Annotated in this window: 4 protein-coding genes; all 4 read left to right on the top strand. The window is 72.8% G+C overall.

Annotated features, from left to right (window positions below):
- Window positions 1–248 precede the first annotated feature (248 nt).
- Genes Q0066_RS07230 through Q0066_RS07215 form a run of 4 tightly spaced genes read left to right on the top strand, consistent with a single transcriptional unit; the run spans window position 249 to window position 5,597 of the window.
- Window positions 249–512, top strand: coding sequence for a WhiB family transcriptional regulator (locus Q0066_RS07230; RefSeq protein WP_298131556.1), 264 nt, complete (start codon window positions 249–251; stop codon window positions 510–512).
- A 25-nt stretch (window positions 513–537) separates the two neighbouring features.
- The gene (locus tag Q0066_RS07225) at window positions 538–3,378 is read left to right on the top strand and encodes a hypothetical protein (RefSeq protein ID WP_298131554.1); all 2,841 of its coding nucleotides are present in this window, start codon (window positions 538–540) and stop codon (window positions 3,376–3,378) included.
- Window positions 3,375–4,778: a DUF5719 family protein gene (locus Q0066_RS07220; protein ID WP_298131552.1), complete on the top strand. Its 1,404-nt coding sequence runs from the start codon at window positions 3,375–3,377 to the stop codon at window positions 4,776–4,778. The genes Q0066_RS07225 and Q0066_RS07220 overlap by 4 nt, the downstream gene beginning before the upstream one ends.
- Window positions 4,779–4,781: 3 nt before the next feature.
- The gene (locus tag Q0066_RS07215; RefSeq protein ID WP_298131550.1) at window positions 4,782–5,597 is read left to right on the top strand and encodes a YhfC family glutamic-type intramembrane protease; all 816 of its coding nucleotides are present in this window, start codon (window positions 4,782–4,784) and stop codon (window positions 5,595–5,597) included.
- Window positions 5,598–5,709: the final 112 nt, after the last annotated feature.

Here is a 5,709-nt window from a genome sequence, read left to right as displayed (position 1 = left end):
CATCCCGGGCTCCGACCCAGGATCTCAGGCGGGAGAGATCCCGGATCAAGTCCGGGAGGACGACGGAGGGGCTCTGATCAGCGCCTCCCTGACGGCGTCGCGAAGGTGCGACACAGGCCCTCTCGTAACGACTTAGTCAAGCTAGACGCGCCCAATACCACAAGATTCGGGTTGACTTACCTGAACAACAGGCATGTAATTTCCTCCATGTAGTTCAGCCGGGCTGCACCGGGTCGAGGAGGAATGCCATGCATGAGCTGGTGGCACTGGAGTTTGACGACGGCGACGAAGGAGCGCTCGGTTGGCAGGAGCGTGCGCTCTGTGCCCAAACCGATCCCGAGGCGTTCTTCCCAGAGAAGGGTGGTTCGACGCGCGAGGCGAAGCGGGTCTGCCTGAGTTGTGAGGTGCGCAGCGAATGCCTGGAGTACGCGCTCAGCAACGACGAGCGGTTCGGCATCTGGGGCGGGCTCTCCGAGCGCGAGCGCCGCAAGCTGAAAAAGCAGGCGGGCTGACCCGTCGGCGCTACCCTAGGGCAGCGTGACTGATCCCTGGGCGTGGCTGCATGCCGCCGAGGAAGACTCAGCCGACGACCTCAGCGGCCACACCGTGACAGCGGTGGTGCTCGACGGGGTTGCCGATGCGCTCGAGCCGCTGCTGCAGCAACAGAGTCTGGTTCCCACCGAGGTGGTGGAGGCCGGCACCCTCGCCGAGGGGGCGTCCCGGGCCACCGGAGAATGGCTGTGGTTGCTGCCCCGCGCCACCCGTCCGGCCTCCGACGCGCTCGAACACCTGCTGCGCACCGGCGTCGAATCGGACCGGATCGCGCTGGTCGGTCCGCTGATGGTGCAATCCCAGCGACGCGCCCGGGTCGACCTGATCGAATCCTGTGGGCTGACCGTCTCACCGGCCGGACGCGTCGTCCCCGCCGTCGAGGGCGGCGAACTCGACCAGGGCCAGCTGTCCACGATGGCCGTTCTCGGCGTCGATCTCTCCGGTGCACTGATCCGGCGCGAGGCCTGGGAGCGGGCCGACGGTGCCCTCGCCGAGCTGCCGGACGGCCTGGCCGGCGTCGAACTGGGCCGCCGGCTGAACGGGTTCGGGCTGCGGGTGGTCGCCGAACCCGAGGCGCGGGTCTACCGCGAAGCCTCCGACGAGCCGGACGCCGCACAGTCCCGCGCCTGGGAGCTGCGGGTGGCCTCGGCCGGCCGTTCGGTGTGGACCCGGACGCGGCTGCTGATCGGCAGCCTGCTGGGCGCACTCGGTTTCCTGCTCGGCAAGGACGCCGCCCGCGCCGCCGCCGAGCTGCGGGCGCTCGGCTCCTGGATGGGGAACCGGTCGGCGTCCGGAGTGCTGCAGGGCCGCGGGGTGGGCGCGGACGTGCTGGCCGGGCTGACCCCGACCCGGCGCGAGCTCACCGGGCGAGCCCTGGACCGGGCCGCCGGACGGGTCGCCGAGGCCTGGGCCGACCTGGCCGACACCGGTGCCGAGACCTCGCTGGACGAGCTCACCGGCGACGACTTCGCCGAGCGCGGACGGCTGCGCAGGTTCTCACCGCTCAGCGTCGGCGCCTACCTGGTCGCGCTGCTGGCCGCCATCGCCGGCTGGCGGCTGGTGGGCGAGGGACGCCTCACCGGCGTCGGCCTGCTGCCGTCGCCCGAGGCGTGGACGGGCCTGCTGCACGCCTGGCTCGACCCGATCGCCGGCCAGCCGGGCCAGGCCGGACCGCCCTGGCTGGGCAGCACGGCGCTGGCCGCGCTGGTGACGTTCGGCCAGGTCGAATGGCTGGTCACCCTCGGTTTCCTGATCGCCGTCCCGCTGGCCTGGATCCTGGCGCTGCGGGTGCTGCGGCACGCCGGCGTGGAGGGCCCGGCGGCGGTGATCGCGGCGCTCGGCTACGGAATCGCGCCGGTGCTGGTCGGCGCGCTGGGCGGCGGCTGGCTGGGCATTCTCACCTGGGCGGTGCTGGTGCCGCTGCTGGCCCACGCGCTCGCGGCCTGGGCGTCCGACAGGAGCTGGCGTTCGGCGGGCGCGATCGGTCTGTGGCTGGCGTTCGCCGTCGTCGAGGTGCCGTTGACCTGGCCGCTGGTACTGCTGGCGATGGCGGCCATGCCCGCGGTCCGCAGCTGGCGCGGTGTCGGCCAATGGGCGCTGGTGGCGGCGTCCGCGCTGGTCGGGCTCGGGCAGAGCGTGGTCGACTGGTCGGCGTTCCCGGGCCGGTTCCTGACCGGCGCCTCGCCGGCGCTGGCCTCGGACGAGGTGGCCGAGGCCTGGCAGTTGGCGCTGGCGCACCCGGCAGGCCCGAATGTGGCGCCGCTGTGGGTCTGCGCGACAGTGGCCGGCGTCGCCTGGCTGACCGCGCTGGCGGGGCTGTTCCGGCGTCCGCGCGCGGCGGCACCCGGTGTGGCCGCCGCCCTGGTCGGGTTGCTGGCCGCCATCGGTCTGAGCCGGCTGGTGGTGCTGGTGCCGCCCGGCGTCGAGGTGCGGCCGCAGACGCTGCCGTGGCTGGTGCTGATGCTCGGCGGCCTGGTGCTGGCCGCGGCCCGCGGGCTGGCCGGGCTGTCCGCCGGGCTTCGGCACCGGACGCTCGGTGCCTGGCACGCGGCCGCGGTGGCTCTGACGGTGGTGGTGGTCGCCGCGGTCGGCGTGGGTGCGGGCTGGTGGGCCTGGGCCGGCACCGCCGGCCTGCACCGGACGACCCTCGACGCGCTGCCGCCCTTCGTCCGGGTGGCGATGACGTCGCCGACCCCGGTCCGCACCCTGGCCATCGCCCGGAGCGAGGGTGGGATCCGCTGGTCGCTGCTGCAGGACGAGCTGCCCCGGCTGGGTGAGGACGAGCGGGGCCTTCCCGGCTCGGTCGAACCGCAGAGCGGGTTGGCCGCCTCGGTGGTGAACCGGCTGCTCTCCGGCAGCGCCGACGACCAGCTCAGCCAGGATCTGGCGCGGCTGGGTGTCGGCTACGTCTGGCTGAAGGGCAGCGACCCCGACCTGCGGACGGCCATCGACAATGTGCCCGGGCTCGGCGTCGGCACCGGTGAGGGCGACAACGCCACCTGGCCGGTGCCGAACTCGGCCCGCGCCACCGTGGAGGCCGGTGACGTCCATCCGACCGGCGACGGCGAGACGGTGGCCGCTGGCGGCGAATCCCGACGACTGGTGCTGGCCGAGCCGGCGGACGCCCGCTGGTGGGCCACCGTCGACGGGCGCCCACTGGCGTCCCACCCGTTGCCCGACGGCCGGCAGGCCTTCGACCTGGGTGCCGAACAAGGCGTGCTGCGCTACGGGCTGCGCGGCGATGCCGGGCCGTGGCCGCCGCTGCAGGCGGCGGGCCTGGTGACCTTGCTGATCCTGGCTTCGCCCCGGGTGAGGAGGCGGCGATGAAGCGCGCCACAGTGATTCGCACCGGTGCGGTGCTGGCGGCCGTCGTGGTGCTGGTGCTGGCCGTGCTGGGTGCGTCGGCGTTGCCGGTGCAGCAGCCGTCGCCGAACGCCGCGCCCACCGACGATCGTGCCCGGGTGGCGGTGGTGTGCCCCGCGGTGACCGCGGAGAGCGATCCGACGGTGGTCACGGCGGGCTCGCCGCAGCGGCGGCTGACCACCGCACCGCTGGATGATCCCGAGCAGACCACGGACGTCTCCGGCGTCCTCGGCTCCATCTCGGGGGTGACGGCGCCGATGATCGTCAGCGCCCCCCGGCTGGACGTGTTCTCGGCGACCACCCGCACGGCCGTCGAGTCCGGCTCCGATCGGGGGCTGTCGCTGGCGTCCTGCGATCGGCCGGGCAGTTCTGCCTGGTTCACCGGGGTGCTCTCGTCGAGTACCAGCACCGCTGAACTGGTGCTGTTCAACGCCGACACCTCCGACGCCTCCGTCGACCTCACCGTCTACGGCGCTGCCGGACGGCTGACCGCGCCCGGGTCGCGGGGCATCATCGTGCCGGCGCGGACGCGGCGGGTGGTGCCGCTCGGGCCGCTGTTCACCACCGACGACACGGTCTCGGTGCAACTGGCCACCTCGGCGGGCCGGGTGGCGGCGATGGTGCGGCAGCGCGTCCGGCAGAACGACAAGCCGGCCGGCAGCGACTGGCTGCCGCCCACCGCCGAGCCGGCCAACGACCTGGTGATCCCCGGGCTGGCCTCCGGCAAGGGTGCCCGCGACCTGGTGGTGGTCAATCCCGGTGAACGGACCGCCGCGGTGGCGTTGCAGGTGCTCGGCGCGGACGGCCCGATCGCCCTGCCCGGTTTCGAAACGATCGACCTGCCGCCGCAGACCAGCAGGCGGATTCCGCTCGGCAAGGCCCTCGCGGCGGCCGCGGTGGGGCTGCGGCTCAGCTCGGAGCAGAAGATCACCGCCGGCGTGCTCAGCGACAACGGCGGGGACGCCAAGGCCACCGACCTCGCCGTCCAGGTCGCGACACCGGTGCTGACCGGTCCGGGGGTGCTGGCGTTGTCGCCGGGCCGGCGGCTGGCGCCGACCCTGCAGCTGGCCAGTGGAGTGCCCGAGGCGAGCCGGGTGCGGGTGGTGGTCACCTCGCCGTCCGGGAAGCGGCTGTTCAACCGCACCGTGACCGTCCCGGGGCTGGCCGACATCGCGGTGCAGCTGCCGAAGGCGACCGATGTGCTGATCACGGTGCAACCGGAGCGTCCGGGGGCCGTGCACGCCTCGGTGGGCGTCCGCAGCCGGATCGGCGACGTGGACGGCATCGCCTCGGCCGCGGTGTTCTCGGGGACCCCGCCGAGCAACCTTCCGACGATCCGTCAGGACCCGCGGCTAGGCTCGTGACCCATGGTTTCCATGGCTTCGATCGTCGGCATGGTGGTTTCCCTGCTGATCTGTCTGGTGCTCCCGCTGGGTGGCCTGCTCTGGCTGGTCACCCGACGCGAGGGCGGCGTCCGGAAATATCCGAAGGTGGGCCGGGCGTTCGCCGCCGGCATGGTGGCTTTCGTGCTCTCCCAGGTACTGACCCGCATTCCGCTGATGACCTGGCTGTCCACCCAGGACGCGCCGTGGGCACAATGGCTGGTCTCGGGTCCGGTGGCGAGCTTCTCGGCGGGGCTCTTCGAAGAGACCGGACGGCTGCTGGTGATGCTGTGGCTGCTACGTCGCTTCCACCGCTGGGTGGACGGCATCTCGTTCGGTCTGGGCCACGGCGGCATTGAGGCGATCCTGCTGGTCGGACTGACCCAGCTGTCGAGTCTCGCCATCGCGCTGCTGATCAACACCGGCCAGACCGCGGCGCTCGGCCAACTGCCGGCCGGCACCCGCGACCAGGTGGTGACCGCGCTCACCGACACCTCGCCGCTGCAGTTCTACCTGGTCGGCGTCGAGCGGATCGCCGCGATCGGTCTGCACGTCGGGCTCAGCGTGCTGATCCTGTGGGGGATCGTGGCCGGACGCCGTGCGTTCGCCTGGCTGATCGCGGTGCTGATCCACGGCGTCTTCAACCTGGTCGCAGTGCTGCTCGTCTCGTCCGGTCTCCCCAACGCGACGCTGCTCACCGAGGGTGCGCTGCTGGTCATGACGATCGTGTTGTGGGCGGTGTTCGTACTGCGTTGCCGACCCCGGTTCCCGGTCGACATCCAGCCGGCCCCAGCCCGCTGAACCCGGACCGAGATCCCGGGGCGCAGGCCGGGATGACGAACAGCCTTCGCGTCATCCCACCGGTTCCCGTCATCCCGCCCGCTTGCGTCATCCCGCCCGCTTGCGTCATCCC

It is taken from the genome of Micropruina sp. (assembly GCF_027492755.1).
Taxonomy (GTDB): Bacteria; Actinomycetota; Actinomycetes; order Propionibacteriales; family Propionibacteriaceae; genus Micropruina.
Note: the sequence above shows the minus strand (reverse complement) of the source record. Positions and strands in the feature narration are given on the sequence as shown.